This is a genomic window from Streptacidiphilus alkalitolerans (assembly GCF_042511045.1).
Taxonomy (GTDB): domain Bacteria; phylum Actinomycetota; class Actinomycetes; order Streptomycetales; family Streptomycetaceae; genus Streptacidiphilus; species Streptacidiphilus alkalitolerans.
Map to the genome: position 1 here is coordinate 1 of NZ_JBHEZX010000008.1, position 26,000 is coordinate 26,000.

Annotated in this window: 18 protein-coding genes and 1 pseudogene; 12 read left to right on the forward strand and 7 right to left on the reverse strand. The window is 71.5% G+C overall.

The features are described from left to right. Nucleotides 1-151: 151 nt before the first annotated feature. Nucleotides 152-1,243, reverse strand: a complete 1,092-nt coding sequence (locus ACEZDG_RS19290) for a Gfo/Idh/MocA family protein (RefSeq protein WP_380511015.1) — start codon at nucleotides 1,241-1,243, stop codon at nucleotides 152-154. A 652-nt stretch (nucleotides 1,244-1,895) separates the two neighbouring features. On the opposite strand from ACEZDG_RS19290, the gene ACEZDG_RS19295 reads away from it, so the two are divergent. Further along, on the forward strand, nucleotides 1,896-3,857 hold the full coding sequence (locus ACEZDG_RS19295) for a tetratricopeptide repeat protein (protein ID WP_380511018.1): 1,962 nt from the start codon (nucleotides 1,896-1,898) through the stop codon (nucleotides 3,855-3,857). A 48-nt stretch (nucleotides 3,858-3,905) separates the two neighbouring features. Here ACEZDG_RS19295 and egtD read toward each other — a convergent pair whose 3' ends face one another. The 5 genes from egtD to ACEZDG_RS19320 form a co-directional block, all read right to left on the reverse strand. After that, on the reverse strand, nucleotides 3,906-4,883 hold the full coding sequence (gene egtD / locus ACEZDG_RS19300; protein WP_380511864.1) for an L-histidine N(alpha)-methyltransferase: 978 nt from the start codon (nucleotides 4,881-4,883) through the stop codon (nucleotides 3,906-3,908). A 60-nt stretch (nucleotides 4,884-4,943) separates the two neighbouring features. Then, a complete protein-coding gene (gene egtC / locus ACEZDG_RS19305) occupies nucleotides 4,944-5,750 on the reverse strand; it encodes an ergothioneine biosynthesis protein EgtC (protein ID WP_380511021.1) in 807 nt (268 codons plus the stop codon). Continuing rightward, nucleotides 5,750-7,081 (reverse strand): ergothioneine biosynthesis protein EgtB, encoded by a 1,332-nt coding sequence (gene egtB, locus ACEZDG_RS19310; protein WP_380511023.1) that lies wholly within the window; start codon nucleotides 7,079-7,081, stop codon nucleotides 5,750-5,752. The genes egtC and egtB overlap by 1 nt, the downstream gene beginning before the upstream one ends. Then, nucleotides 7,078-8,352, reverse strand: coding sequence for an ergothioneine biosynthesis glutamate--cysteine ligase EgtA (gene egtA / locus ACEZDG_RS19315; protein WP_380511026.1), 1,275 nt, complete (start codon nucleotides 8,350-8,352; stop codon nucleotides 7,078-7,080). Before egtA ends, egtB begins: the two co-directional genes overlap by 4 nt. Before the next feature lie 210 nt (nucleotides 8,353-8,562). Then, on the reverse strand, nucleotides 8,563-9,816 hold the full coding sequence (locus tag ACEZDG_RS19320) for a ThuA domain-containing protein (protein WP_380511029.1): 1,254 nt from the start codon (nucleotides 9,814-9,816) through the stop codon (nucleotides 8,563-8,565). A gap of 269 nt (nucleotides 9,817-10,085) precedes the next feature. Here ACEZDG_RS19320 and ACEZDG_RS19325 point away from each other — a divergent pair. Further along, nucleotides 10,086-11,315: pseudogene (locus ACEZDG_RS19325) on the forward strand (alginate lyase family protein); the annotation flags it as partial. A gap of 6 nt (nucleotides 11,316-11,321) precedes the next feature. Continuing rightward, the gene (locus tag ACEZDG_RS19330; protein ID WP_380511865.1) at nucleotides 11,322-11,765 is read left to right on the forward strand and encodes an RICIN domain-containing protein; all 444 of its coding nucleotides are present in this window, start codon (nucleotides 11,322-11,324) and stop codon (nucleotides 11,763-11,765) included. Between the two features lie 87 nt (nucleotides 11,766-11,852). Here the strand turns inward: ACEZDG_RS19330 and ACEZDG_RS19335 are convergent, their stop codons facing one another. Continuing rightward, nucleotides 11,853-14,858, reverse strand: coding sequence for a glycosyl hydrolase family 95 catalytic domain-containing protein (locus tag ACEZDG_RS19335; protein WP_380511031.1), 3,006 nt, complete (start codon nucleotides 14,856-14,858; stop codon nucleotides 11,853-11,855). 289 nt (nucleotides 14,859-15,147) lie between these two features. On the opposite strand from ACEZDG_RS19335, the gene ACEZDG_RS19340 reads away from it, so the two are divergent. From ACEZDG_RS19340 to ACEZDG_RS19380, 9 genes are all read left to right on the forward strand, one after another. Then, entirely contained in the window at nucleotides 15,148-16,461 is a 1,314-nt protein-coding gene (locus tag ACEZDG_RS19340) for an enolase C-terminal domain-like protein (RefSeq protein WP_380511034.1), read from the forward strand. A gap of 42 nt (nucleotides 16,462-16,503) precedes the next feature. Further along, nucleotides 16,504-17,658: a sugar ABC transporter substrate-binding protein gene (locus ACEZDG_RS19345; protein WP_380511037.1), complete on the forward strand. Its 1,155-nt coding sequence runs from the start codon at nucleotides 16,504-16,506 to the stop codon at nucleotides 17,656-17,658. Between the two features lie 57 nt (nucleotides 17,659-17,715). After that, the gene (locus tag ACEZDG_RS19350) at nucleotides 17,716-19,278 is read left to right on the forward strand and encodes a sugar ABC transporter ATP-binding protein (protein ID WP_380511039.1); all 1,563 of its coding nucleotides are present in this window, start codon (nucleotides 17,716-17,718) and stop codon (nucleotides 19,276-19,278) included. A gap of 23 nt (nucleotides 19,279-19,301) precedes the next feature. Then, nucleotides 19,302-20,417, forward strand: coding sequence for an ABC transporter permease (locus ACEZDG_RS19355; protein ID WP_380511042.1), 1,116 nt, complete (start codon nucleotides 19,302-19,304; stop codon nucleotides 20,415-20,417). A 54-nt stretch (nucleotides 20,418-20,471) separates the two neighbouring features. Then, nucleotides 20,472-21,170: a FadR/GntR family transcriptional regulator gene (locus ACEZDG_RS19360; protein ID WP_380511045.1), complete on the forward strand. Its 699-nt coding sequence runs from the start codon at nucleotides 20,472-20,474 to the stop codon at nucleotides 21,168-21,170. A gap of 146 nt (nucleotides 21,171-21,316) precedes the next feature. Next, on the forward strand, nucleotides 21,317-22,702 hold the full coding sequence (locus tag ACEZDG_RS19365) for a uracil-xanthine permease family protein (protein ID WP_380511048.1): 1,386 nt from the start codon (nucleotides 21,317-21,319) through the stop codon (nucleotides 22,700-22,702). Then, nucleotides 22,699-24,015, forward strand: a complete 1,317-nt coding sequence (locus ACEZDG_RS19370) for a DUF2254 domain-containing protein (RefSeq protein ID WP_380511050.1) — start codon at nucleotides 22,699-22,701, stop codon at nucleotides 24,013-24,015. Before ACEZDG_RS19365 ends, ACEZDG_RS19370 begins: the two co-directional genes overlap by 4 nt. A 110-nt stretch (nucleotides 24,016-24,125) precedes the next feature. Continuing rightward, a complete protein-coding gene (locus ACEZDG_RS19375; RefSeq protein WP_380511053.1) occupies nucleotides 24,126-24,635 on the forward strand; it encodes a SigE family RNA polymerase sigma factor in 510 nt (169 codons plus the stop codon). Then, nucleotides 24,635-25,885 carry a hypothetical protein gene (locus tag ACEZDG_RS19380; protein ID WP_380511056.1) on the forward strand — a complete coding sequence of 417 codons (1,251 nt, stop codon included), beginning with the start codon at nucleotides 24,635-24,637 and terminating at the stop codon, nucleotides 25,883-25,885. Before ACEZDG_RS19375 ends, ACEZDG_RS19380 begins: the two co-directional genes overlap by 1 nt. The last annotated feature ends 115 nt before the right edge of the window (nucleotides 25,886-26,000 follow it).

Below are 26,000 nucleotides of genomic sequence, written 5' to 3' on the forward strand. Positions count from 1 at the left end.
CACGCACGCTCGCCGCGTTGCCGAACCGCCCTGGTAGCTCCGCTACAAGGGCGCTCCGGCGCCTTGCGACCGCACGCACCGGACACCGCTCCTTCACCCGCGGAGATCCGTCAGACACCCCCTCGACCGGGCCGGCCCAGGTGACGTCGGGTCAGGCGGGCTCGGCCCAGGGCTCGCGGGTGGTGGTCACCGCGGCGCCGGTGCGCAGCGACTCCTCGATCGCCAGGCTGAGCTGGTGGTCCTGGCAGCCCTCGGCCAGCGGGTAGGGGGCGGGCCCCTCGCCGCGGCTCCAGGCGACGGTGTCCAGCAGCAGGTCGGTGACGGCCAGGTCGTCCTCGGACAGCCGGGAGCCGACCAGCCGGTTGCGCCACAGGACCTCGCCGTCGACGCTGATGTGGTCCAGGTCCACGCCCTCCAGATTGAGGTCGACCCCGGCCCGGCGGCGCACCAGCGGGGAGTCCACCACGCTGCGGGCGTCCAGCAGCCGGGTCACCGTGTCGTCGACGATCTCGCCGTGCGAGCCGCGGACGGTGAGCCGCCGGGCCCGCAGCGGGTTCCACCACTGGTTGTCGGTGAAGTCGTACAGGCCCATCGGGCCGCCGAAGTCCAGGGTGGCCAGGGTGGTGGCGGCCGGCTTGGCGGCGGTGTCGCCGGTCCAGCCGTCCCGGTTCAGCGGGTCGACCAGCGGCGCGGTGAAGTTCCGCGCGTGCACCGTCGCGGGGGTGAAGCCCACCCCGAGCAGCCGGCGGATCAGCGCGACCGCGTGGTAGAGGTGGGTGGAGGAGATCTGCACCGAGCCGACCTCCCCGATCGCGCCGCGGTCCACCAGGGTGCCGCGCACGGCGTGGGCGGGCATCCGGGTGTACTGCTCGGCGACCTGCACCGCGCCGCTGCCGCCGACCGCCGCCCACAGCTCCCGCAGCCCCGCCAGGTCGGGGGCCGGCGGGGTCTCGGCGAGCACCCGGGCGCCGGCCCGGACCAGCTCGGTGATCACCCCGGGACTGGCGTCCCAGGGCACGCAGGGGATCACGAACTCGCTGTCGACCGCGCCGAGCAGCTCCTCGGTGCTGCGGAAGACCGGCACCCCCCACGCCCCGGTGATCCGCGCGCCGCGTTCCGCGCTGCGGCTGACCACCCCGGAGACCCGCAGCCGGGTCGGGGCCTGACGGGCCAGCCGGAGGAAGAACTCGGACCTCCAGCCGGTGCCGATCAGTGCGAAGGTGCCGGGTGCCTCGGTAGCCATGGATACGCCTCTCCGGTTCGGTGACCCGCCCATGGTTGCATCTTCAAGTACCCACGCCTTCAGGCGGTGCCGCAGTGCTGTCCGGAACAGCCGAACAGCTGCAGCACGGGGCATGTCGGGGTACGTTCAACGGAGGGGAGCGATGGGGGTCGGGGATGGACGCGGAAATTGCCGCGCTCGCGGCGAGTGCGGGAACAACTGTCGCTGGGTTGACCGCGGTTGACGACTGGGACGGATTTCGCGACGGCCTGGTCGAGCTGTGGCGGAGTGGCCGTCCGGATCGCGCGTCGGCGGTGGCGGAGGAACTCGACGCGGCGCACGACGACCTCCGGGCCGCGCCGCCCAGTACCGCGGACGGAGTGTCCCAGGAATGTGCGGCCGAGTGGCAGGCACGCATCCGTCGACTCCTGGCCGCGCATCCCGAACTCGTCTCCGGCCTACGTGCCCTGCTGGCGGAGGCCGGAGCTCTTCCCCGCACGCCAGGTGTTGTGCTGCGCGCGACCGCCTCGGATCGCGGACGCGTGTACCAGGCCTCCCGAGACCAGCACATCACGGAGCATCACCACCACGCACCCGCATGGTCCGGCCCGGACTCCGTTCGTCGCCCGTCCGCGGGGCGTCGACCCGTGGTTCTGCGCGACCGCGAGGGGTCATGCAGCAGTTGCGACAGGCGATGGACGCTCAGGACGGGGGCATGACCTTCGTCCTGCACGGGCTCGGCGGCTGCGGAAAGACTGCCGTCGCCCTCGAGGCGTTCCGCTACGCGGAGGAGGAGGCCAACCGGTTGGGCCTGTGGGTCAATGCCTCCGACACGGCCTCGCTCCGTTCCGGCATGCTGGCTGTCGCCGCCGACCGGGGCGCCCGCGAGGGCGAGCTGACGGCGGCGCGCAGTGGCCTCCGGGCTGCCGCCGACCTGGTGTGGCAGTGCCTCGACGCGTCTCCCGAGCCTTGGATCCTGGTTCTGGACAACGCCGACGACCCGGTGGTGCTGCGCGACGGCGGATGGCTGCGGTCCAGCCCCCGCGGCCTTGTCCTGGTGACGTCGCGGCAGGCGGCGGCCCACTGGTGGCCCGGAGCGCAGTTGGTCCACGTCGGCGTTCTGCCCCTGGCCGAGGCTGCGCGTGTGCTCTGCGACCTGGCCCCGGCGTCCGGGACGATGGAGGAGGCCGAGCGGATCGCCGAGAGGCTCGGTCGGCTTCCGCTCGCCCTCACCCTCGCCGGGGGGTTCCTCTCGCAGCAGGTGATCCGCCCGTGGACGATGAGTGAGTACAGCGAGCACCTGGGCGAGGACAGCGGGCTGGACCGCATCGAGCTGATCGATCGGGGTGCCTCCGCCTCGTCCGCCGAGGAATCGCGGCATCTGTTGAGCACCACCTGGCAGATCTCCCTGGACGGGCTCGCCGGGGGAGGGCTGCCCGAGGCAGTGGACCTGTTGCGGCTGCTCGCCTGCTGGGCGGGCGATCCGCTGCCGATCGCCGTCCTCGCCGACAGTGGCAGCGCGCTCGGCCACCCCGAACCCCGGATGGAGCTGGCTCTGCGCGGCCTGATCGACCGGTCCCTGACCGAGATCGTCCCGGAGAGCCGCTGTTTGCGCACCCATGCTGTGCTGTTGGACAGTGTGGCGCTCGGCACGCCGATGGCGGAGCGCGCCCGGTACGTCGCCTCGGCCTCCGCCCTGTTGGCGGGCCAGATCCCAGCGGTCCCTCAACGCGGGCGCGCGAAGCAGGAGTTGGTCCGCCTCGTTCCGCACGCACTGGCACTTGTGCGGCGCTCGGTCGGGTGGGTCGCTCCAGCACCCTCGACCGTCCGTGCCGCTGCCCGCAGTTGTCTGCACCTGGTCGTCGCCCTGCACCGCAGCGGCGACGCGACATCCGCCCACACCCTCGCGAGTGTGACGCTGCGGCTGGTTCAGGGCGCACTGGACGACGGTGACGCCGTCGTCCTGGAGCTGCGTCAGCGTATCGGCCGAAGTCTGCACCGCATGGGCCGTTTCGAGGACTCCGCGGTCACACTGCGCGCAGTCCTGGCCGACACCGAGCGGGTGTTCGGCCAGGGTTCCTTGGAAGCCCTGCAGACAGCGGTCTCGCTGTCCCGCCCGCTGGTCGCCCTGCAACAGGCCGCGGAGGCCGCCGACCTGGTCCGACGCACGATCGCCGGACGTGAGGAACTGCTCGGCCCTGAGCATCCGGTGACCCTCATCGCACGGGCGATCGCCCTGGAATCCTGCTCCGTCACCGAGCTCAACCGCCACCTCCCGGCCGGCCGGACACTGGTGGAGACCTGTAGGACCGAACTCGGGCCCGACCATGCGATCACGCTCATGGCGGAACTTGACTACGCCTACGCCCTTCGCACGACGGGGCACGTCGAGGAGGCGCTTCCCCAGGCACGGTGGTCCTTCGAAGCCCATGAAAGGATGTTCGGCGCCGAGCATCCGATCTCCCTCTCCGCCCGCACCCTGCTCGCCCAAACCCTGGACGACGCCGGTGCCCGGGAGGAGGCCCTGCGGCAGGCGGAGATGGTGCTGCGGGGCAGGGTGCGGGTGCTGGGGCAGCACCATCCCTGGACCGTCGCGGCTGCCGACATGTGCGAGCAGCTGCACGCCGGGCGGTGAGGCGGTCGGTGCGGCGACCGCCTCAACGCCCGGGTGTGCTCGTTGTTGTCAGTCGGTCGAGCGAATCGTGAGCATGAGGGCGAAACCGGCGTCCTCGTCCGCCCAGAGCTGGTCGGTGCGCAGGCCGGCGGCGGACAGCTCTGCCTGCAGCGCGTCCGTACTGAACTTGGCGCTGCTCTCGGTGACCCACTCCTCCCCGCGCTCGAAGTGCACCACCAGGTCGAGGTCCCGGATCTTGACGCGCTGCTCGACCCGGCTGCGCAGCCTCATCTCGATGTGCTGCTCGGCGCTGTTCCACACCGCCACGTGGTCGAAGGAGTCCGGGTCGAAGTCGGCGTCCAGCTCACGGTTGAGGACGTGCAGCAGGTTCTTGTCGAAGGCGGCGGTGACGCCCTTGCCGTCGTCGTAGGCGGCGAGCATCTCCGGTACGGGTTTGACCAGGTCGGCGCCGATCAGCAGGAAGTCCTCGGGGCGCATCATGTCGCGGAGCCCCCGAAGGAAGGGACCGCGGGCCGGCCGGCGGAAGTTGCTCAGCGTGCTGCCGATGAAGGCGATCAGCCGCGGGCCGTCGTCCGGGAGCTCCGGCAGCACCAGCGGGGCGGTGAAGTCGGCACGGACGGCATGGATGACGATCCCCGGATGGTCCTTGGCGAGCTGGGCGCCCGCCTGGTGCAGCGCGTCCGCGCTGACGTCGATCGGGACGTAGTGGAGGCCGGCCGGACCGAGGGCCTCCAGGATCAGCTGGGTCTTGTTGCTGCTGCCCGAGCCGAGTTCGACCAGGCTGCGGGCGCGGGTCCGCACCGCGATGTCGTCGGCGTGCAGCAGGAACAGACCGAGTTCCGCGCGCCACACCGGGTACTCGTCGAGCTGGGTGATCTGCTCGAAGAGTTCGCTGCCCCGGGCGTCGTAGAACCAGGTGGGCGCCGTGGACTTCGGGGTGCGGGTCAGCCCGTCGCGGATGTCGGCGCGCAGCGCCGTGGCGTAGTGCTTGGCGGCCAGGGTGTCGGTGAAGCCGTAGCTGCGGATGCGGGTCACGGGCGCCCCCCTTCGGTCGACAGCAGGTCCGAGCGCAGTGGCAGCCGGTTCTCAAGCGTGAAGGCGGATGTCATGGGACTGCTCCTGTTCGACGCCGGGGGACTGAGGGGACGGGAGGGGGATCGGGGTGATCCGGACCTGGTCGCGGGTGGCCAGCAGCAGTGAGTGCTCGGGCACGTCCTGCCAGCCGTCGGACTCGTCGCAGGGCTCGGAGGCGACCAGGACCCGGTCGGTCCCGGCCCGCCAGCTGAGGGTGTCGCCCCAGCGGATGGCGCCGATCGTCCGTCCGTCGGTGAGCAGCAGGTTCAGCCGGGCCTGCGGTCGCACCGCCGCGACCTGGCGGGTGACCGCGGCCAGGGCCTCGCCCGGCGGCTCGCCGGTGTCGAGCCGCCGGTGCAGCAGCGCCCACAGCAGCGCGGAGTCGCAGGACGCCTCCAGGCCGAGCAGCGCGCTCGCGGAGAGGCCGGAGTCGATCTCCTCGGGCAGCCGGCGCCAGTCGGCGATGGCGCCGTTGTGGCTGAACAGCCACCGCCCGGTGCGGAACGGCGCGCAGGCGGCGGCGTCCTGGCTGGTGCCCGCGGTGGCGTCGCGGACCGCGGCCAGTACCGCCGCGCTGTGCAGGGTCCGGGCCAGGTCCGGCAGTTCGGTGTCGGCCCAGATCGGCACGGCCCGCCGGTAGCGGGCCGGGGCGTCCTCGGCGCCGGGCGGGTACCAGCCGATGCCGAAGCCGTCCGCGTTGACGGTGCCGTGGGTCTGCCGCCGCGGCGCCCAGGACTGCCGGTACAGGCTCCCCGGCCGGTCCGCCAGCAGCTCGGCCAGCGGGCGGACCGGTCCCAGGGAGGCCAGATGACGGCACATCAGCCGTCCTCCGAGAACCGGGCGTCCCGGGCGGTGCGGAAGCCGGCGAAGATCTGACGCCGGATCGGATAGTCCCAGTTGCGGAAGGTCGAGCGGCAGGCGACCGGATCGGTGCCGAAGGAGCCGCCGCGCAGCACCTTGTAGTCGCCGCCGAAGAAGACCTCGGAGTACTCGGCGTAGGGGAAGGCGGTGAAGCCCGGGTAGCCGTCGAAGTCGGAGGAGGTCCACTCCCAGACGTCGCCGAGCAACTGCCGGGCCCCGCACGGCGCGGTGCCGTCCGGGTACGAGCCGACCGGGGCCGGTTCCAGGTGCCGCTGGGCCAGATTGGCGTGCTCGGGCCCGGGGTCCTGGTCGCCCCAGGGGTGGCGCAGGCTGCGCCCGGTGTCCGGGTCGTGCCGGGCGGCCTTCTCCCACTCGGCCTCGGTGGGCAGCCGGCGGCCGGCCCAGCGGGCGTAGGCGTCGGCCTCGTACCAGCAGACGTGGACCACCGGCTGGTCCGGGGGCAGCGGCTCGGTCCGGCCGAACCTGCGGCGCAGCCAGCCGCCCGGCCGGTCCTGGTCGCGGATCCAGAACAGCGGGGCCTCCAGTTGCTCCCGCTGCCGGTGCGCCCAGCCCTCCGGCGCCCACCACTCCGGCTCCTGGTAGCCGCCGTCGTCGATGAACTGCTGGTAGGCGGCGTTGCTGACCGGGGCGGTGTCCAGCCAGAAGTCGGCGACCCGCACGGTGTGGGCCGGGCGCTCGTTGTCCAGCGCCCAGGCGTCGGTGTCCGTCCCCATGGTGAACGGGCCCGCCGGGACCAGGACCTCGGAGGGCAGCAGCGCGGCCTCGTCGGGCGCCGGCGGCGGCGCGGGCGCGTCCAGCACCGGCGGGCCCTGGCGCAGCTGGTGGGTGGCGAGCATGGTCTCGTCGTGCTGCTGCTCGTGCTGGGCGAGCATGCCGAAGACGAAGCCGCCCTCGAACAGCGGACTGCCGGCCGTGGGGGCCTTGGCCAGCACGTCCATGGCCTGGTCGCGGACCTCGGCGACAAAGCGGCGGGCCTGGTCCGGGCCCAGCAGCGGCAGGGCCGGACGCTCGGCCCTGGGGTGCCGGAAGGCGTCGTAGAGCGGGTCCAGGTCCGGGCGCAGCGCCGGACGGCCGCCGGCCTCGCGGACCAGCCAGATCTCCTCCTGGTTGCCGATGTGGGCCAGGTCCCAGACCAGCGGGGACATCAACGGGGAGTGCTGGGCGCCGAGTTCGGCGTCGTCCAGGCAGTCGGTCAGCGCCAGGGTCCTGGCCCGTGCGGCCTCCAGGGCCAACCGGGCCCGCTCCCTGGGCGTGGGCTGCGGCGTCATCGTGACACGCCTTCCGTGAGATCGGGTACGGGCCCCGTGCGCAGGGCCTCGAGTCGGTCGTCGGCGGGGCAGCGGCCCCGGTCGGTGTAGCGCCGGGCGAAGCGGGCCAGCGCCTGTTGCAGGTCGGGGGGTGTGCCGGTGCGTTCCAGCGCGGCCCCGGCCAGCGCGAAGCAGTCCCGGGCGCAGGCGAGCAGCGCCGGGTCCGCCAGCCCGTCCCGCGCCGCGCGCAGCCACACCGTCCACGGGGGGACGTCGGCGCCGCCGGTGAGCGGCTCGGTCGCCCGGTGGGCGGCGCGGGCGGTGTCCGGGTCGTCGAGCAGGGCGGTGACCAGCAGGGCCGGCACGGTCCAGTCGTCGTCCTGCTGGGCGTCGATCATGCGGAGTTCCAGCCAGCCGCGGGGCCGGATCGGGGGGAACAGCGTGGTCAGGTGGTACTCGGCGTCGCCCAGGGTGGGCGGCGGACCGGTCGGGGCGCCGCGCAGCCAGGAGCGCAGCGACAGCTCCGGCGGAGCGGTCCAGGGCGCGGGCGCCGGCCGGCGCAGGCAGAGCACGCCGGCGTCCAGGGCGTAACGGGCCCAGGCGGTGCGGGGGTCGCCGTCCGGGACCGGAGGGCGGGTGCGGCCGGGGTCCATATGGGCCCAGACGGCCTGCCGGCTGGAGAGCCAGCCGGTGGGGCGGCCCTGCCACAGCGGTGAGTTGGCGAAGGCGGCGATCAGTACGGGCCCCAGCCGGTGCAGCAGGGCCCAGCGGAAGCGGTACCCGGTGGCCTCGTCGCTGTCGTCACCGGCGTCCACGTTCACCTGGATCGAGGCGGTGGCCCGCATCATCATCCGGCCCCAGGGGCCGTTCCGGTCGAAGTAGGCCTCCATCGCCCCGTAGCGGGGCTGGTCCAGCACCCGGCCGGGGGTGCGGTAGGGCTCCAACCCGTACCCGGCGACCTCGAGACCGGCGTCCGCCAGGGCCGCGCGGAGCAGGGCCAGGTCGGCGCCGGTCTCGCGCAGACATCGCACCGGGGAGGTCTCCGGACGGGAGCTGAGCTCCACCTGTCCGCCGGGTTCCAGGGTGATCCGGCCCCCGTGCGGCAGTTCGGCCAGCGGGGCCAGCGGCGCCAGCGCGGACTCCAGGCGTTCGATCGGGACCGTCGCCGTGGGGTCCCCGCTGTCGCGGACCAGCCACTCCAGCTCCACGCCCGTGTGCCGCGGCGGACCGGTCTTGAAGGCGATCCCGGCTATGTGACTCAGCGCTTCGTATTCATCGAGCCGTGTACTCATCCCTCGCTCCTTTCCCGCCACACGGGTACCAACACTCCGATACCTGCTGATTATGTGGCGAACCCTCTGGATGGACACCTTGAGACCATCCGAGCACAGAGTCGAGGACCGTACGACTGTTTTGGTCATGTCATGTCGAAAATAAGACGAAGCCCCTGGCGCGGGGGAGCGCGCCAGGGGCCGGGGGCTCAGCTGCTGCTCAGCCGCTGCTCAGCTCGGGAGGTGCCACTGCTGGTTGGCTCCGCCGGAGCAGTCCCAGATCTGCAGCCGGGTGCCATTGGCCGAGCTGGGCCCGGTGGCGTCCAGGCAGCGGCCGGAACCGGTGTTGACCAGGGTGTTGTTGCTGCCGACGGTCCACTTCTGGGCATTGGTGCCGTTGCAGTCGTAGAGCTGGACCTTGGTGCCGTTGGCGGTGCCCGCGGCGGTGACGTCCAGGCACTTGCCCAGGGCCTGCAGCGAGCCGTCGGTGCCCACGGTCCAGGTCTGTGCGGCGGTGCCGTTGCAGTCGTACAGCTGGACGGCGGTGCCGTTGGCGCTGTTGGCCGCGGCCACGTCCACGCACTTGCTGCCGTAGCCGGTGATCGGGCCGGTGCCGGTCGGCGGCGGCGGGGGAGGCGTGACGGTACCGGCGCCGGCGAGCCACTTGAGCCCGTTCAGCACCAGGCTGTTCTGGGCCGGGCTGGCGAAGGTCGACGACAGCGTGGTGTTGGTGGCGTAGTCCATCGCGTTGTGGCCGAAGTTGGCGTAGATCATGCGGTAGTTGCGATTGGTCCAGACGATCGGGTAGTAGCCGCTGTACCAGGTCTGGTTGGGATCGGTGCCGACCGGGAAGCTGGACGGGTCGATCGAGGCCAGGATGTCGATGTTCGGGTTCTGCCGCAGGTCGTTGGTCCAGCTGTACCACTCGCTCACCGAGGAGGTGATGGTGGCCGGCAGGGACGCGGTGGCGGGGTTGCTGTGGTCCTCGATCTTCAGGGTCTCCGAGGTGGGTCCCCAGCTGTTGGTCTGGAACGCCCCGGTGCCGAGGAAGGTGTTGTAGTACCAGGGCCAGGTGCTGGGGTCGGTGTTGAAGGCGGAGACGTGGAAGCCCATCCAGCCGCCTCCGCCCTGGACGTACTGCTGGAAGGCCGTCTGCTGGGCGGCGGTGTGGGGCGCGTCGTCCAGGAACAGCACCACCTGGTAGTTCTTCAGGTTGGCGGTGTTGAGCTGGCTCCAGTCGGTGGTGGAGGTGTAGGTGAAGCCGTTCGCCGCGCCCTGCTGCGGGAACCACTGGTTCGCCTCGTGGTCGAAGCTGATGTGGGCCGCGTCGTAGGTGCCGTCGTAGAACGCGATCACCTTGAACGGGGTGGCGGCCCGGGCGGTGCCGGATCCCGGGGCCGCGACCAGGCCCAACAGGAGTGCGACCAGCGCGAGCAGCCCCCAGAGGGTGCGGCCGGGCGTGGAAGCGGAGCGGATCGGGGCCATCGTCGGGCTCCTCCGTGGGTGGGTGCTGTGGGGGTTCGAAGTGAACCGGGGAGCGCTCTCCCGTACTTCTCTCGCGACTTGATTGAACTCATCACGCATGGGCACGTCAATGGTCTGGGCCAATGTTTCGGGGTCCGGCGGCCAGGTATTGACGCGGGATTGGTTCAGACCTATCTTTCAGGCTTGCCTAAGCAAGTTCATGTCACTGACATGTATTCACGTCCATGAACTCCAGGGATCGGTTCCGCCCCCCCACAGGAAGGCATCCCATGCGTTCGTCCTCGATACCCCGACAATGGCTGGTCGGCGTCACCGGCTTGCTGGTCGCCGTGCTCGCCGGAGTGCTCACCGTCCCGTCGGGCAACGCGGCCACCACGACGGCCGCCCCGGCCGCGGTCCCCGCCGTGGCCCCCGCGCCGACCTCCTTCGTCCACCCCGGGGTCGGCGTCAGCCTGCCCCAACTCGCCTATGTGAAGACCCAGGTGAAGGCCGGGGCGCAGCCCTGGAAGGACGCCTACGCGCAGATGATGGCGAGTTCCTACGCCTCGCTGAGCCGGGTGCCCAAGCCGCGCGCCAATGTCGAGTGCGGCCCGGTCTCCAACCCCAACAACGGCTGCACCGACGAGCGCCAGGACGCGATCGCCGCCTACACCGACGCCCTCGCTTGGTACATCACCGGCAACGCGGCCTACGCGCAGGAATCCATCAAGCTGATGGACGCCTGGTCCGGCAGCATCACCGAGCACACCAACAGCAACGCCCCGCTGCAGACCGGCTGGGCCGGCTCGATGTGGCCGCAGGCCGCGGAGATCATCCGCTACACCTACACCGGCGGCTGGGCGAACCAGGCCCGCTTCGGCACCATGCTGAAGAACGTCTACCTGCCCGAGATCATCAACGGCTCCAACAGCAACGGCAACTGGGAGCTGGTGATGATGCAGGCGGCGGTCGGCATCTCCATCTACCTCAATGACACCGCGGACTACACCAAGGCGATCAACACGTTCCTGGTCCGGGTCCCCGCCTACATCTACCTGAGCTCGGACGGCGCGCTGCCGAAGACCGTGCCCAGCCAGAACCTCAATACCAGCGCGAAGATCATCTCCTACTGGCAGGGCCAGTCGACCTTCGTCGACGGGCTCACCCAGGAGACCTGCCGCGACTTCACCCACACCGGCTACGGGATCGCCTCGATCTCCAGCGTGGCCGAGACCGCGCTGATCCAGGGTCAGGACCTCTACCCGGAGGTCGGACCCCGGCTGCAGCAGGCGCTCGGCTTCCAGACGAAGTACGAGCTCGGCGCGGCGGTGCCGTCCTGGCTCTGCGGCGGAAGCGTCAACAAGGGCCTCGGCCCGGTCACCGAGCCCGGCTTCAACGCCCTGCACAACCGTGAGGGCATCGCGATGGCCAACACCCAGGCGTACACCGAGCAGAAGCGGCCGCAGGGCAGCAACGACCTGTTCGTCGCCTGGGAGACGCTCACCAACGCGAACAACCCCGATGTCGTGCCGACCGGCGGTGGCACCACGCCGCCGACCTCGGCCCCGCCGACCAACCCGGCCACGCCCACCGGCGCGATCACCGGCTACGGCGGCAAGTGCGTGGACATCACCGGGGCCAACAGCGCCAACGGCACCCCGGTCGAGCTCTACGACTGCAACGGCACCGCCGCGCAGAGCTGGACCGTCGCCTCCGACGGCACGCTGCAGGCCCTGGGCAAGTGCCTGGACGTCACTGCCGCGGGCACCGCCAACGGCACCAAGGTGGACCTCTACGCCTGCAACGGCACCGGGTCGCAGGTCTGGACGGCGGGCAGCAACGGCTCGCTGGTGAACCCGCAGTCCGGGAAATGCCTGGACGCGACCGGGCCGAGTTCGGCCAACGGCACCCTGCTGCAGATCTGGACCTGCGGCGGATCCGCCAACCAGCAGTGGGCCCTGCCCAGTTAGACCCTGGGGCCGGATCCACTGCCACGGACCCCCGTCGCGGCCGGGCGCGCTCGCCCGGCCGCGACGGGAACCATCGGGTCTCAGTGATCAGTTGAGCGACACCGCCCAGATGTGCAGGGTGGGAGTTCCGGCCGCCAGGCTGCCGAGGGCCGGCAGGGTCACCGAGGCCACGGTCTTGGCCGCGTTGATCGCGACGGTGGTCGAGAACAGGTTCCCGGTGCCGTTGTACGTGGTGTTGCCCTGGCGGTTCTGGTAGGCCGAACTGACCGCCAGCGCGCCGCCGCTGGGCGGTGAGGTGGAGAACCAGTCCGGTGCGGTGACGGTGTAGGACTGGGTGCTGCCGTCGGTGTAGGTGACGGTTCCGGAACCGGTCGCCGGGCCGTAGCTGCCGGAGACCAGGAACCCGAGCGTGCCGGACGAGCCGCTGAGGTTGATCGTCTGGCCGCCTGCGACCGTGTTGTCGGCGGTTCCGGCCGCCGCGCCCGGCATGCTGAAGTGCTTGCCGGAGGCGGAGACCTGGGCCCCGGGGCCCGCGCCCGCGTTGCTCAGCGCGGTCTGCGAGTAACTGGCGCCCCCGCCGTCGAAGTTGCCCGGCGCGGTGTTGTTGTCGGCGGTGATGCCGACATCGTTGAAGCTGGCCGCGAGCGAGGCGTAGTGGGTGGCCGGGTCCAGCCCGATCCGCACTCCGCCGAGGTGCTTGTCGGTGGTCGCCACTGTCCCGGTGACCTGGGCGAACTGGTAGGACGTGGTCGGCGAGGCGGTGTTCTCGATCAGATACGAGGAGCCCGCCGTGACCGGGACGGTGAAAGTGGCCGCGGTCGTCGGCGGGACCACCACCGCCCCGGTCGAGCCGTTGACCACGGTGGCGGACTGGCCGGGCCAGGGGTTGCGCACCGCGGTGCTGCCGGTCGTGCCGGCGATCAGCGCCGCGGTGGTGAGGGTGCCGTTCTGCACCTGCACCTCGACCCTGGAGCCGCCGCGTACGTACACGGTGCCGGACACGCTCCAGGCGGACGGCCAGGCCGGGGCGAACCGCAGGGTGCCGTCGTAGTCGGTGGCCAGCGCCTCGTCCAGCGCGGTGCCGACGGTGGCCGACTGCTCCAGGTACGGCTCGTCCCCGGCGGTGCTGCCGGACAGGTTGGCGGTGCCGGCGATGAACGCCTGGTCGTGCTCGGTGAGCGAGACCAGGTCGGACTGCACCTGGCTCGCCAGGCCGAGCCGGGCGGCGTCCACCGCGTCGAAGCTCCAGTCGTTGCCGCCGTTGTTGGGCCGGCTGGTGTAGGTGCGGTCGGCCAGCGCGGTGAGCGGCGAGTTGTCACCGATCAGGCCGTAGGGCCAGACCGGTTCCAGGCCGATGTTCTCGCTGTTGTTGATCGCGGCGGTGGGCTGGAAGGAGTCGCCGATCACATCGGTGCCGGCGGCGTCGGCCGAGGGTGTCAGCAGTTGCTGGTGCGTCGCCGCGTCGGTACGGGCGTACGGCTCGATCTGGGTCTCCGCCGTGCGCAGCCTGGAGACCAGCGCGGAGTCGGTGTTGAGCAGCGTGGCCGCGGCCACCGTGGCCGGGAACAGCGCGGCGTCGGCGGCCAGGTCGGTGGTCGGGTCGGTGACCGCCCACTGGGTCTCGTGGGCGTTGGCGGTGGCGTGCAGATAGCCGTCGGAGCCGACGCTCTGGTAGGCCAGCAGGAAGGTGGCGGCCTGCTGCAGCACCGGATAGTACTTCTGCAGGAACGGGAGGCTGCCGGTGTCCTGGTACTGCTGCCAGATCCACAGCGCGATCTCCGCGCCGGAGGTCACGTTCTCGGCGTTGTAGCTGGGCGAGGAGGCCAGGCTGCACGAGGCGTTGCCGGTGCCGCCGTTGTACCAGCCGTTGCCGTTGAAGCGCATGGTCTCCGGCACGCAGGCACCCGGTTTGCCGCCCATCTGGGCACTGGTCCAGGACTCGATCGCCGGAAGGTCGTTGAGGTACATGGTGAAGATCGGCAGGTTCGAGGCGAAGTCGCCCGCGCTGATGTTGGTGGCGATCTCGCCGCGCAGGTTCCACAGCCAGAACCCGGCCGGGAACCAGTCCTGGTGGTCCTGGTCGAAGTTGAACAGGTCGGCCACACCGGCCTGGCTGCCGCCGTAGGGCCCGCCGGTCGACGCCTCCTCGGCGTACAGGTAGAGCGTGCGCAGCGCCTCCAGGTACTCGCCGGAGCCGTCGGCGGAGGTGATCTCGATCAGCCCGGTGCTGCCCCAGAACCCGTTCCAGTGCGCGGACTGGGTGGCCAGCAGGGTGGACTCGGCGGTGGTGGCGTCGGCGCCGATCAGGGCCGAGGCGGTGCTCGCGGCATTGCCGCCGGTCCAGCCGGGTGCGCCGACCACGACCCGGAACGAGCCGTTGCTGTTGGGCTTGAAACTCACCTGCACCGAGCTGGAGTTGACCACCGACGCGGCCACGTTCTGGCCGCCGGCCGTGAGCGCGGCGAGCGAGCCGAAGGTCTGCCCGGACGCGCCCTGGCCGGAGTTGTCGACCCAGGTCTCGGCCAGGGTGGCGATACCGCCGGACACCGCCGCGGCCGGGCTGCGTCCGGACCACAGGTTCACGGTCGCGGTCTGGGTGGTGGCCGGGTTGGCGCCGGTCACGTCGACGACCAGCTCGTCCTTGCCGGAGGCGACCCAGACCTTGGCGGTCATCCCGCCGCCGGACTCGTTGAGCACGCCGTTGTAGACGTCCAGGGTCGCCTTGAAGTCCGCGGCCGAGGTCATCGCGGCCAGGCCGGGGATGTGGACCTGCCCGGGCGACTTGCGGCCCGGCATGGTGTCGCTCCGGTTGAGCTGGGCGGTGAAGCCGTTCGCGGCCCACTCGGCGACGCCGAGCGTGCCGTTGCCGAGCGGCAGGTACTGCGTGGCGGCCGTGTTGGCCTGTCCGAGCACGATGTCGGACCTGCCGACCACACCGGCGGTGTTCTGCGAGAACGCGCCGTTCTGCCAGGCGGTGGTGAGGGTGGCCGCGGTCGCGGCCGGCGCCGGGCCGAGTCCGAGCGGTAAGGCGGTGGCGAGTGCGGCGGTGGCTGTCGCCGCGACAGCGCGCCGCCAAGTGAGTCGATGCAACACCGGGCTCTCCTAGGGTGGGGGGCGGAACCTGGTAGACGTCGGATGTACATATAGTCCTCGGGTCCCGGGGGAGTCCAGAGGCATGCACGATCCGGTTGTCGTGTCCGAATCGTGATCCGCCTGAGTTGCCCGGTCACTGCGGCCTTGAGCTGCTGATTTGCTGTCAGTACTGGTTTGGTGCGGGATTTTTGAGGGAGCGCCGGTTGGTTCGACCCCTTGTGTGGTCCCAGGCCGACGCGTATACATCCGACCTATATAGATCCGACCTTTACAGAGTGAGGAGCTCCTTGTGACGCAGGGTGCGCGCATCGTGGCGCTCGAATGCCAGGACATCCGGTTCCCGACCTCGCTCCAGCACGACGGCTCGGATGCGATGAACCCGGACCCGGACTACTCGGCTGCCTACGCGGTTCTGCGCACCGACCTGCCGGGCCCGCAGGGCCACGGGCTCTGCTTCACCATCGGGCGCGGCAACGAGGTGGTGGTCGCGGCGATCGAGGCACTCCGTCCGCATGTGGTCGGACGGTCGGTCGACGAGCTGGTCCGCGACCTCGGCGGCTTCAGCGCCGACCTGGTCGGCGACAGCCAACTCCGGTGGCTGGGACCGGAGAAGGGCGTGATCCACATGGCCATCGGCACCGTGGTGAACGCGGCCTGGGACCTCGCCGCGAAGCTCGCCGGAAAGCCGTTGTGGCGGCTGCTCAGCGATATGACGCCGGATCAGATCGTGGATCTGCTCGACTTCCGCTACCTGGAGGACGCGCTGACCCGGGACGAGGCGCTGGACATCCTCCGGGCCGGCCGGAACGGCCGGGAGCAGCGGATCGAGGCCCTGCAACAGACCGGCTACCCGGCCTATACGACCACGCCCGGCTGGATCGGCTACTCCGACCAGAAGCTGGTACGGCTGTCACGGGAGGCCGTCGCGGACGGCTTCACCCAGATCAAGCTGAAGGTCGGCGCCGACCGGGCGGACGACGCCCGGCGGATGGCGCTGGCCAGGGACGCGGTCGGCCCCGGGATCAGGATCGCGGTCGACGCCAACCAGCGCTGGAGCGTCCCTGAGGCGGTCGAGGCGATCAAGGCGCTGGCTCCCTGGGACCCGTACTGGGTCGAGGAGCCCACCAGCCCGGACGAGGTGCTGGGGCTCGCCGAGATCCGGCGGGCGGCGGCGCCGGTCAGGATCGCGGTGGGCGAGCACGTGGCCAACCGCGTGGTGTTCAAGCAACTGCTGCAGGCCGGCGCGGTGGACTTCCTGCAGATCGACGCCTGCCGGGTGGCCGGAGTCAACGAGAACATCGCGATCCTGCTGCTGGCAGCCAAGTTCGGGATCCCGGTGTGCCCGCACGCGGGCGGCGTCGGCCTGTGCGAACTGGTCCAGCACCTGGCGATGTTCGACTACGTCGCGGTCTCGGCCAGCACCGAGGACCGGGTGATCGAGTACGTGGACCACCTGCACGAGCACTTCGAGGACCCCGCCAGGATCGTCCGCGGCCACTACCTGGCCCCGACCGAGCCCGGCTTCTCGTCCACCCTGAAGCCCGGATCCCTCCGGGCGCACAGCTTCCCCTACGGCTCGGTCTGGCAGGCCATCCGCGCCTGACCACACCCCACCCCGAGTCCACATGCGCATGATGGGAGAGACATGAACAGAAAGCGTCTTCTGGCGACAGCGGCCTGTGCCGCGGCCGGCACCCTGCTCCTCGCCGCCTGCGGGTCCGGCGGCAGTACCGGTACTGCTGCCGCCGGCGGCGGGTCGGGATCGGCACAGATCAAGATCGGTGTCGATCTGACCTTCAACAACACCGCGTTCTGGTCCGCCTACGTCAACTACGAGCAGCAGTACGCCAAGGACATGAACATCAAGCTGCTCGGCCCGCTGCTGGCCGGGTCCGACGCGAGCCTGCAGAACAACCAGATCCAGACCCTGGTCAACGAGGGCGCCCAGGCCATCGTGGTGAACCCGGAGACGGCCGCCAGCCTCGGCCCGGCCATCGCCTACGCCACCGCGCACCACGTCCAGCTGATCTCGGTGGACACCGTGGTCAGCAGCGGGCACGTCTACATGGTGGTCCGCGCGTCCAACACCCTGTACGGGCAGGACGCCTGCGCCTTCATCGCGTCCAAGGTGACCTCCGGTTATGTGATGGACCTGGAGGGCGACCTCACCTCGTCCAACGGCGCGGACCGGACCAACGCCTTCGACGCCTGCATGGCCGCGAACGCACCCGGCGTCACCGTGCTGAAGAAGCCCACCCAGTGGAACGACGCCACCGCCGTCACCGACGCCCAGAACGCGATCAACGCCTACGGCTCCAAGCTCAAGGCCATCTACTCGCAGTGGTCCAGCCCCGACACCGGGATCATCCCGCTGCTGGACAAGAAGGGCCTGGGGGCGGGTTCGCCCAACCACGTGCTGCTGGTCAGCGACGACGGTGTGCCGTTCGAGATGTGCGACATCGGCAAGGGCACCGTGGACGCCTCCCAGTCGCAGCCGGCCGACCTCTACGCCAAGTGGGCGCTGACCTACGCGGTCGACGCGGCCAAGGGGGTCAAACTGGCGGCGGGGCAGCCCGGCGGCGGTGCGCCCACCCTGCAGAACGTCACCTACCAGGGCGACACCAACCTCTCGGACCCGATCGTCGCGCCCTTCGTGACCAAGGCCGAGCAGCCGCTGACCCTGAGCGCGGCCCAGCCCGGATTCCCGTCCGGCCTGACCTCCACGGCGGTCAGCGACAGTTCGCTCTGGGGCAATGTCTACGGCGCCACGCACGGCGGCGTCTGCAACACGACCTCGTAGGTACCACTTCGTGAATTCCACCTCGTAGCCATCGAAGCACGGAAGGGGCAAGAGCGGATGGTCACCACCAGCCCGCCGCTGGTCCAGGTCAGCGGCATCGACAAACGGTTCGGCAGCACCCGGGCGCTGCGCGGCGTCGACCTGTCGATCGAGGCCGGGCGCTGCCTCGGCCTGGTCGGCCGGAACGGCGCCGGCAAGTCCACGCTGGTGTCGATCCTGTCCGGGCTGCTCGCGCCGGACGGCGGCACGGTGCGCTTCGACGGCGAGCCCGCGCCGCCGGTCGGCGAGGTGGCGCGGTGGCGGGACTGGATCTCCACCGTGTTCCAGCACTCCATGGTGGTACCGGATCTGACGGTCGCCGAGAACGTCTTCCTCGGCGACGTCGGCCGGGTCGTCGGCTGGCGCGAGATGCGGGCCCGCACCAGGGAGATCATGGCCGAGTGGGGCTATGAGATCGAGGCCGAGGCCTTCTGCCGGGACCTCAGCGTGGAGGAACTGCAGATCGTCGAGATCGCCCGGGCGCTGGCCCGGGGCGCCCGCTGCGTGCTGCTGGACGAGCCGACCGCGGCGCTGGAACGCGACGCGGTGCGGCGGCTGTTCGAGCGGGTGCGCCGACTGGTGGACGGCGGGGTCGCCGTCCTCTACATCTCGCACCATCTGGAGGAGGTCTTCGAGATCTGCCAGGACGTCGCGGTGCTCCGCGACGGCCAGTTGGTGCTCTCGGCGCCGACCGCGGACCTCGGCCGGGAGCAGCTGGTCGCGGCCATGGTCGGCACCGCCCCGGTGGCCGAACGTCCGGCGGCGCGGGAGCAGGCGGTCGACACCGAGGCCGAACCGGTGCTCCGGGTCGAGGAGTTGACCGCGGCCTCGGCCCGGGGCCGGCTGTCCGGGGTCTCGCTGACGGTCGCCCCCGGCGAGGTGGTCGGGGTCACCGGGCTGCTCAGCGCCGGGGTGGCCACCCTGGGCCGGGTGGTGGCCGGCGCCGTGCCCTACCAGGGCGGCAGGGTCAGCGTGCGGGGCCAAACAGTCCGGTCGGGCCGCCGGGACCTGGCCCAGCGGGCCGGGGTCGGCTACGTCCCCGAGGACCGGCTGGCCGAGGGCTTCGTCGCGCACCTCGGCGTGGCCGAGAACGTCACCATGACCATCACCGAGCGGCTGGCGGACCGGTTCGGGGTGCTCCGGCCGGGCCGGCGGACGGCCGCGGCGGAACCGTTGACCAGGGCGCTCTCGCTGGTCGCGGCCAGCCCGGGGCAACCGGTCGGCGAGCTCTCCGGCGGCAACCAGCAGAAGGTCACCGTGGCCAGGACGCTGGCGCACGACCCCGGGGTGGTGGTGGCGATCACACCGACCCGAGGGGTCGACGTCGCCTCCAAGGCGCTGCTGCTGAGCTCGCTGGCGGACGTGGCCAGGACCACCGGCGCCGGGGTGCTGCTCTGCAGCGACGAGCTCTCCGACCTGGTGCTGTGCGACCGGGTGATCGTGCTGGTGCGCGGCGAGGTCTTCACCGAGTTCACCGAACCACCGTTCGACCGGGACGAGTTGATCGTGGCGACCGAGGGCCTTGGCGCCAACGCCCGGGTGGTCGACCAGCAGGACACAGATGGAGTTGATCCGCGATGAGCGAACGCAAAGGAGGCAGGAGCGTGTTCTCCCAGTCGACCCCCGACACGAGCCAGGCACCGGACCCGGAGGCCCCCGCGGTCCCGGAGCAGCGCGACGGCAGGGACGGCGCCGAGAAGGCCCAGGCGCAGGGCGGGCGCGCCCCCGGGCTCGCCCAACGACTGCGCGACCTCAACGTCGGCGCCCTGCGCGAGGTGGCGCTGCTGCCGGTGCTGGGACTGCTGCTGGTGGTCGGCGCCCTGGTCAGCCCGGTGTTCTTCACCGTCTCCAATATCGCCGGGATCGGCCAGCAGGTCTCCGCGCTCGGCGTGGTGGTGGTCGGCGAGAGCCTGATCCTGCTGATCGGCGGGATGGACCTGTCGCTGGAGTCGACCTACGGACTCGCGCCCATGGTCGCGGCCTGGCTGATCCTGCCGGTCACCGCGTTCGGCAACGGCTGGAAGCTGGACCCCTACCTCGGCATCGTGGTGCTGCTCGCCGTCGGCGCGCTGGTCGGGCTGGTCAACGGCCTGCTCATCGTCAAGGGCAGGCTGAACGGCTTCATCGTCACCCTGGGCATGACGATCGTGCTGGCGGGGCTGCAGAACGGCATCGTCAAGGCGCAGACCCTGTTCGGGCTGCCGACCACGTTCAGCTACCTCGGCGCCGCCTCCTTCGGCAAGGTGTCGGTGTCGCTGGTGGTCGCCGCGGTCATCTTCGTCCTGGTCGGACTGTTCCTGCGCTACCACCGCACCGGCCGGGCCATCTACGCGGTCGGCGGCAACCCGGCCGCCGCGCGGGCCGCGGGCATCAAGGTGGACCGGGTCAGGATCGGCGTCTACGTGGCGGGCAGTGTGCTGGCCGCGCTCGGCGGGCTGATGGAGGCGGGCCGGGTGTCCGCCGTCACCGGCCAGCAGGGCTACGGCGAGGGCCTGATCTTCTCGGTGTTCGCGGCGGCGGTCATCGGCGGTGTCAGCCTGAAGGGCGGACGCGGCAACATGGTCGGCGCGGCCACCGGGGTGATCCTGCTGGGCCTGGTCCAGAACATACTGGACCTGGCGAACGTCTCGAACTACTGGATCGAGGCGATCGACGGCGGGGTGATCCTCTTCGCGCTGTTCCTGGCCCGGGTGATCGGTGGGGAGGCGACGGCCGAGTAGCACGGCGGCCGGCGGGGCGGGTTCTTCATACAGCGAGGGGTGGCGGAGGCGGGCGTGGCGCTCACGGACGAAGCGATCGGCAAGATCAAGGAAATGATCATCTCGGGCCGGGTGCGCCCGGGCGAGAAGCTGCCGCGCGAGGCGGACCTGGCCGCCGAGCTCGGCCTCTCCCGCAACTCGCTGCGGGAGGCGGTCAAGGCGCTGACCCTGGTCAATGTGCTGGACGTGCGCCAGGGCGACGGCACCTACGCGACCAGCCTGGCGCCCTCGCTGCTGCTGGAGGCGCTGAGCTTCATCGTCGACTTCCACCGGGACGACACCGTGCTGGACTTCCTGGAGGTGCGCCGGATCCTGGAACCCTCCGCGACGGCGCTGGCCGCCGCGCGGATGTCCGACGCGGACTGCACCGAACTGGGCAAGGTGCTGGAGAGCGTCACCAGCAGCACCCCGGTCGAGGAACTGGTCGCGGCCGACCTGGAGTTCCACCGGCTGATCGCGCTCGGCGCCGGGAACCCGGTGCTGGCCTCGCTGGTGGACAACATGTCCGCGCCGACCATCCGGGCCCGGGTCTGGCGCGGGATGACCGAACGCGGCGCGCTGGACCGGACTCTGGCCGAGCACCGGGCCATCTACGACGCGATCCGCGCCCACGACGGCAATCTGGCCCGGTCCTGGGCCACCGTCCATGTGGCCGGCATCGAGTCCTGGCTGCGCACCGCGCTCGCCGCGCCGCTCGGCCTGGAGCGCGACTGACGCCGCGGCGGCTCGCCGGGCCGACCCCCGTTGCGCTGCCCGGAGGACCCGGCGCCGGGCCACGCCGACCGGGTCCGCCGGGAGGAGCCGCGGCTCGCCTAGCGTGATCATGACGTGAGGGCCGGGACGGGTGCAGGGAGCACGGGATGGACTGGGGTCTCGGCTGGAAGCTGCACAACGGGGGACGCCCGCCGCTGCCCGGGGCGGTGGTGCGTCCGGACGAGCGGCTGAGCTGGGTGCGGACGGTCGGCCTGGGCGCGCAGCACGTGGTGGCGATGTTCGGGGCCTCGTTCGTGGCGCCGGTGCTGATGGGTCTCGACCCCAATCTGGCGATCATGATGTCCGGGGTCGCCACCGTGCTGTTCCTGCTGGCGACCCGGGGCAGGGTGCCCAGCTATCTGGGCAGCAGTCTCTCCTTCGTGGGCGTGGCGGCGGTGATCCGGGCCCAGGGCGGGTCGACCGCCACGGTGACCGGGGCGCTGCTCTGTGTCGGCGCGCTGCTGCTGGCCTGCGGCCTCGTGGTGCGGGCGCTGGGCGCGCGGGTGATCCACGCGGTGCTGCCGCCGGTGGTGACCGGCGCGGTGGTGATGCTGATCGGGTTCAACCTGGCCCCGGTGGCCGCGGGCACCTACTGGCCGCAGGACCAGTGGACCGCGCTGGCCACCATGCTGTTCACCGGGTTCGCACTGGTGGCGCTACGAGGCTTCTGGTCCCGGATCGCCATCTTCCTCGGCCTGGTGTTCGGCTATCTGCTGTCCTGGGGGCTGGACCGGGTCTTCGGCAGGATCCACTCGGTCGACGCCGCAGGGAAACTGACGGACCATTGGCGGCTCGACCTCTCGGCGGTCGGCCGGGCGGCCTGGCTCGGGCTGCCGCACTTCCACGGCCCCAGCTTCAGTACCTCCGCGATCGTGGTGGCGCTGCCGGTGGTGATCGCGCTGATCGCGGAGAACGCGGGCCATGTGAAGGCCGTGGGCGAGATGACCGGCCAGCCGCTGGACGACGAGCTGGGCACGGCGATCGCGGCGGACGGTGCGGCCACCGTCCTGTCCACCTCGCTGGGCGGGCCGGCCACGACCACCTACGCGGAGAACATCGGGGTGATGGCGGCGACCCGGATCTACTCCACCGCCGCGTACTGGGCCGCGGCCTGCTTCGCGCTGCTGTTCGGGCTCTGCCCGAAGTTCGGCGCGGTGGTCGCCGCGGTCCCCGGCGCGGTGCTGGGCGGGATCACCGTGGTGCTGTACGGAATGATCGGGCTGCTGGGCGCGCAGATCTGGATCCGCAACCGGGTCGACCTGGCCAACCCGATCAACCTGGTACCGGTCGCGGCCGGGGTGATCGTCGGCATCGGCGGCGTCACCCTGGAGATCGGCAAGAACTTCCAGCTGGGCGGGATCGCGCTGGGCACGATCGTGGTGCTGGCCGGCTTCCACGCCCTGCGGGCGCTGGCGCCGCCGCATCTGAAGGCCGACGCACGGGCCGAGGCGGCAGCGGCGGCAGCGGCTGAGGCAAGGGCCGGGGCCAGGTGATCCCGGTTCCGGGCGCCCGGTGGCGCGGAACCCGGCGGCGGCTGCGGCAGCGGCGGCCCTGGACGCTGCCGGTGATCCTGCTGGCCGCGGCCTGTGTGCTGTCCTGGGCCATGCCCGCGCTGGACCGCACCCTGCACCAGGCCGAGCAGGAGTACGGCGAGAAGATCTTCCCGCTGCTGGACGCCGGGAGCATGGCGACCCTGCTCGGGTCCATCGCCGGGAGCATGATCACCCTCACCGGCCTGGTCTTCACCGCGATCACCCTGGCCATGCAGTTCGGTGCGACCCAGCTGTCGCTGCGGGTGGTGCCGATGCTGCAGCAGGACCGGGTGATGCGCTGGGCCATGGGCACCTTCATGGCCACCTTCCTCTACTCGCTGCTGATCGCGATCCGGCTGGCGGTCCGTCAGGAGGACTACCGGCCGGTGCTGTCCACGCTCTTCGCGCTGGGCCTGACCATCGTCTCGGCCTGCCTGTTCTTCGCGCTGGTGGCCCGGGTGGTGCTGGTGCTCAACTCCAGCGCACTGCTGCGCTGGGTGGGCGAGCGGGGGAGCCGGGCGGTGCGGCGGCTGGCCCCGGTCCCCACCCTGCCGCTGCCCGAGGCCGACCCCGAGGCCGCGGAGATCGTGCTGGACCGGGCCCCGCGTACCGGGCAGGTGCTGCTGGCCTGGAACGAGCCCCGGCTGCGCCGGCTGGCCGAGCGCTGGGGCGTCGGCCTGGAGCTCTGCGCCCACTCCGGGGACTTCGTCGCGCTGCGCAGCACGGTGTTCCTGGTCCATGGCGCCGCAGGGGCCAGGAGCGCGGTCAGCGAGCGCCGACTGCTCGACTGCCTGCTGTTCGCCGAGTGCTACAGCCCCGAGGCGGACCCGGCCGGTGCGCTGCGGACCCTGGTGGACATCGCGCTCAAGGCGCTCTCCCCGGCGATCAACGACCCGGCCCGCGCCGTCCAGGCATTGGACCACATCGAGGACCTGCTGGTGCTGCTGATCCCGGCTGCCCCCAGCGGTGCGGGCATGAGCGGCGACGCGCTGCTGCGGTACCCGGTCCGCACCTGGGCGGACTACGTCTGCGTGGGCACGGACGAGATCCGGCACTTCGCCGCCGACAGCATCCAGGTCCAGCGCCGGCTGCGGGCGCTGTTCGAACGCCTGGCCTGGCTCTGCAGCCCGGAGCAGTCCGCCGCCCTGCGGGTGCGCCTGGACACCATGGACGCCCATGCCGGGACGCACTGGTCCCAGCCCCTGGACCGGCGGCTGGCCCGCCGTCCCGACGCGCAGGGGCTCGGCTCCGAGGCCGGCACCGACCTCGGCTGATGAGTGGCGAGCTGATCAGGGATGACAGGATGCAGCGTTTGCTGTCGGCCAGGTTGTCCGAGTAGCTGAAGGGGCTCCGCAGGGGAGGCCGGGGGAACGGGGGGCGGGATGTGACCACGGACGATGTCGCATTCACGGAGTTCGTCGCCGAGACGCACAGCCAGCTGACCAGGTCGGCGCGACTGCTGACCGGCGACTGGCATTCGGCCGAGGATCTGGTGCAGGCCACGCTGATGAAGGTCTACCGGCAGTGGCGCCGGGTGGTGGCCGCGGACTCCGCGCTCGCCTACACCCAGCGGATCATGCTGAACCTCTTCCTCACCTCGATGCGCCGCCGCTGGCACGGCGAGTCCGCCCAGGAGGAGCTGCCGGAGCCGGCCGGGGCCGCCCCGGACTTCACCGGCGCGGTGGGCAGCCGGGACGTGCTGTCCCGGGCGTTGCGGCAGTTGCCGCGACGGCAGCGTGCCGTGGTGGTGCTGCGGTACTACGAGGACCTGTCCGTGGAGCAGACCGCACATCTGCTCGACTGCTCCGCGGCGACCGTGCGCAGCCAGGCGTCCCGAGCCCTGGCGAAACTGCGCTCCGACGCGGGAACCGCTCAGCTGACGCGGGAGGCGTAATGTCCGAGCACGATGCAGAGGTGGCGCTGCGCGCCCAGTTGAACGCCCTGGTGGAGGACCGTCCGGCGAGCCACTCGCCGGCCGCCCTGGTGATCTCGAAGGTCCGGCGGAGCCGTCGGCGGCGGGCCGCGGCGGGAGCGCTGGCCGTCGCGCTGGCGGTGACCGGGGGAGCGCTGCTCGGCCTGGACCGCTCGGCGCACCCGCCGGTCCCGGCCAAGCCGGCCCCGCTGTGCCGGGTGCCGCTGCCGACGGGCTGGGCGACGGCGCTGGCCGACCCGGCGAACGCCCTGCCCAAGGGGATGACCCTGGTCGCGGCGGCGCCGGACGGATCGCGGGTGTTCGTCCAGCAGGGCAACCGGATCCTGCAGCTGACCGACCGGTTCAGGAACCGCAGCACGGTGCTGACGCTGCCGGCGATCCCGGCCGGGTTCACCACGACGAACTGGTCGGTGTCCGGCAGCTTCGACGGAACCTGGCTGGTCCTGGCGCTGACCCCGGACGACCACCACTACGTCAACACCCTCGGCCTGTATGCCTGGAACGCCTCCACCGGTGTGACCAGGACGCTGATGGCCGCGGCGCACCAGCCCACCCAGCAGCTGAGCACCTGGGTGGCCGGGTCCGGCCGGGTGGCCTGGGACAGCTCGACGTTCTCGGCCGAGGGGATGTACGGCGACAACCTGAAGAGCCATCTGGTCGACCTGTCCTCCGGCAGCGACCAGGATCCGGGTGGCAGCGTCCGGGCGTTCCTCGGCGACACCATGCTGGTCCTCGACAAGGGCAGTGTGCCCAGGACGGTCTCGCTCAGCGGCGGAACGCCGATGGCGGTGCCGGACGCGCTGAAGGCGTTCCTGCGGACGCACGGGAGCTGGGGGTCGAACACCGGCAGCGGCCCGGCGTTCAGCTGGGGCGAGGGCACCACACCGGTCAAGGACGCGGCGGGCAAGGAGATCGGGAAGGGTCCGGCCAGTTGGGACCTCTGGTGGCAGGGCACCCCGTCCGTGCTGCGGGTCACCGCGCCCAGCGGCTACTTCGTCGCCGGGGTGACCCCGCTCGCGGCGGACTACGCGGTCGGTGTCTTCGAGGCGAAGGGGCAGCCGATCACGGACAGTGGGACGGACGAGCGCTCGGTCCTGATCGACCTGCGGGACCACAGCTACGCGCCGCTGACCAGCAGCCAGGCCAATGCTCTGAGCGACCCGTCCCATGCCGTGGACACCGCGGGGCTGCCCAGGATCCCGGGCTGCTGACGCGTCCCTCGGGGCGCCCGGGGCGGCGGTTCGCCGCTGTCCCGGGCCGCTTCCGAGGACGCGTCCCGGCCGCGCCTCGGGCAGGCGCTCTTGCTAGCCGACCGAACATTCGGTT

Bases quoted from the DNA above. Each gene is read 5' to 3' on its own strand.
- ACEZDG_RS19345 (WP_380511037.1), top strand. From the start codon at position 16,504: ATGAACAGAAAGCGTCTTCTGGCGACAGCGGCCTGTGCCGCGGCCGGC.
- egtA (WP_380511026.1), bottom strand. From the start codon at position 8,352: ATGAGTACACGGCTCGATGAATACGAAGCGCTGAGTCACATAGCCGGG.
- ACEZDG_RS19380 (WP_380511056.1), top strand. From the start codon at position 24,635: ATGTCCGAGCACGATGCAGAGGTGGCGCTGCGCGCCCAGTTGAACGCC.
- ACEZDG_RS19295 (WP_380511018.1), top strand. From the start codon at position 1,896: ATGCAGCAGTTGCGACAGGCGATGGACGCTCAGGACGGGGGCATGACC.
- ACEZDG_RS19365 (WP_380511048.1), top strand. From the start codon at position 21,317: ATGGACTGGGGTCTCGGCTGGAAGCTGCACAACGGGGGACGCCCGCCG.
- ACEZDG_RS19320 (WP_380511029.1), bottom strand. From the start codon at position 9,816: ATGGCCCCGATCCGCTCCGCTTCCACGCCCGGCCGCACCCTCTGGGGG.
- ACEZDG_RS19290 (WP_380511015.1), bottom strand. From the start codon at position 1,243: ATGGCTACCGAGGCACCCGGCACCTTCGCACTGATCGGCACCGGCTGG.
- ACEZDG_RS19350 (WP_380511039.1), top strand. From the start codon at position 17,716: ATGGTCACCACCAGCCCGCCGCTGGTCCAGGTCAGCGGCATCGACAAA.
- egtC (WP_380511021.1), bottom strand. From the start codon at position 5,750: ATGTGCCGTCATCTGGCCTCCCTGGGACCGGTCCGCCCGCTGGCCGAG.
- egtB (WP_380511023.1), bottom strand. From the start codon at position 7,081: ATGACGCCGCAGCCCACGCCCAGGGAGCGGGCCCGGTTGGCCCTGGAG.